The sequence below is a fragment of the Nocardia sp. CC201C genome (assembly GCF_030010695.1).
In the GTDB taxonomy this organism is placed as follows: domain Bacteria; phylum Actinomycetota; class Actinomycetes; order Mycobacteriales; family Mycobacteriaceae; genus Nocardia; species Nocardia otitidiscaviarum.
Window position 1 is genome coordinate 1 of record NZ_JASCXP010000683.1, and the last position, 2,051, is coordinate 2,051.

The 2,051-nt window shown below is 70.9% G+C and carries 1 protein-coding gene and 1 pseudogene; both read left to right on the top strand.

The genetic code is table 11. From position 1 onward, the window contains the following. Positions 1 to 514 (top strand): annotated as a pseudogene (locus QK444_RS35875) (hydroxymethylbilane synthase); the annotation flags it as partial. Between the two features lie 73 nt (positions 515 to 587). Next, positions 588 to 2,051 (top strand): bifunctional uroporphyrinogen-III C-methyltransferase/uroporphyrinogen-III synthase (locus QK444_RS35880; RefSeq protein ID WP_282786511.1); only part of this gene is annotated, 1,464 nt, incomplete at its 3' end.

Genomic DNA, 2,051 nt, shown 5'->3' on the forward strand with positions numbered 1-2,051 from the left:
CGAACTCGACGCCGTGGTGGTGGCCCGGGCCGGACTGGTCCGCATCGGCCGCACCGACGTCATCACCGAAAGCTTGGAACCGGTGCAGATGCTGCCCGCCCCCGCACAGGGTGCGCTGGCGGTCGAGTGTCGCGCCGAGGACACCGAACTCGCGACCATCCTGTCCGCGCTCGACGACTCCGGCACCCGTGCCGCGGTGGCCGCCGAGCGTGCGCTGCTGGCCGAACTCGAGGCCGGTTGCACCGCTCCGGTGGGTGCGCTGGCCGAGGTCGTCGAATCGCTCGACGATGACGGCCGGGTGGTGGAGGAGTTGTCGCTGCGCGGTGGCGCGGCGGCGATCGACGGCTCGGACGTGATCCGGGCGTCTGTGGTCGGCTCGCTCGCGAATGCCGCTGAGCTGGGCCGTTCATTGGCGCGTGAGCTCTTGGAGCTGGGGGCGCGCGACCTGCTCAGCGCCCCCTCGGTAGGCGCTGCCGTTGACAGCAATCCCAGCCCGATGGAGAACAACCCATGACTGAGCGCAGCGAAGGAATCATGAGCACAGGGCCGTCGGCCGTGACCGTATCGAGCGCCAGTGAGGTGCGGGCATGAGCCGGGCCGCCAAGAAGCACCCCGGGCGCATCCTATTCGTGGGATCCGGCCCGGGTGATCCGGCGCTGCTCACCGTGCGGGCCCGCGAGGTGCTCGGGCGGGCGACGCTGGCGTTCACCGATCCCGATGTCGACAAGGGCGTCCTGGCGCTGATCGGCACCGCGGTCGAGGCGGGCCCGGACGGGGAGCGTCCCGTCGACGTGCGCCCGGCGCTCGGCGATCCGACCGAGGTGGCCAAGACCCTGATCTCCGAGGCGCGGGCCGGACACGACGTGGTGCGCCTGGTCTCCGGTGATCCGCTGACCACCGATTCGGTGATCCAGGAGGTCAACTCGATCACCCGCTCGCACATGGTGTTCGAGGTGCTGCCCGGCCTGCCGTCGGGTGCGACCGTGCCCGCGTACGCGGGTATCGCCCTGGGCTCCAGCCACACCGAGGTGGATGTGCGCGGCGAGGTGGACTGGGCGGCCGTCGCGGCCGCGCCCGGTCCGCTGGTGCTGCACGCCACCTCCGGGCATCTGGCCGAGACGGCGAGCGCGCTGGTGGAGCACGGGCTCGCGCCGCAGACGCCGGTGGCGGTGACCGTGCGCGGCACCACCCGCCAGCAGCGCACCATCGAGGCCACGCTGGCGACGCTCAACAATGCCGCTTCCGAACTGGTCGGCCCGCTCGTGGTGACGGTCGGCAAGGAGGTCGAGAAGCGCTCCAAGATGTCGTGGTGGGAGTCGCGGGCGCTGTACGGCTGGACCGTGCTGGTGCCGCGCACCAAGGAGCAGGCCGGTGAGATGAGCGAGAAGCTCGTCATGCACGGCGCCATTCCGATGGAGGTGCCCACCATCGCGGTGGAGCCGCCGCGCTCGCCCGCGCAGATGGAGCGCGCGGTGAAGGGCCTGGTGGACGGGCGCTACCAGTGGGTGGTGTTCACCTCCACCAATGCGGTGCGCGCGGTGTGGGAGAAGTTCGGCGAGTTCGGGCTCGATGCCCGCGCGTTCTCCGGTGTGAAGATCGCCTGCGTGGGCGAGGCCACCGCGGAGAAGGTGCGCTCGTTCGGCATCAACCCCGAGCTGGTGCCGTCGGGGGAGCAGTCCTCCGAGGGGCTGCTGGCCGACTTCCCGCCCTACGACGATGTTTTCGATCCGGTCAACCGGGTGCTGCTGCCGCGTGCGGATATCGCCACCGAGACCCTCGCCGAGGGGTTGCGCGACCGCGGTTGGGAGATCGACGATGTGACGGCCTACCGCACCGTGCGCGCTTCGCCGCCGCCCGCGGAGACCCGCGAGATGATCAAGACCGGCGGCTTCGACGCGGTGCTGTTCACCTCGTCCTCCACCGTGCGGAACCTGGTCGGCATCGCCGGTAAGCCGCACGCGCGCACCATTGTCGCGTGCATCGGCCCCAAGACCGCCGAGACGGCCATCGAATTCGGCCTGCGCGTGGATGTGCAGCCGGATGTGGCGCAG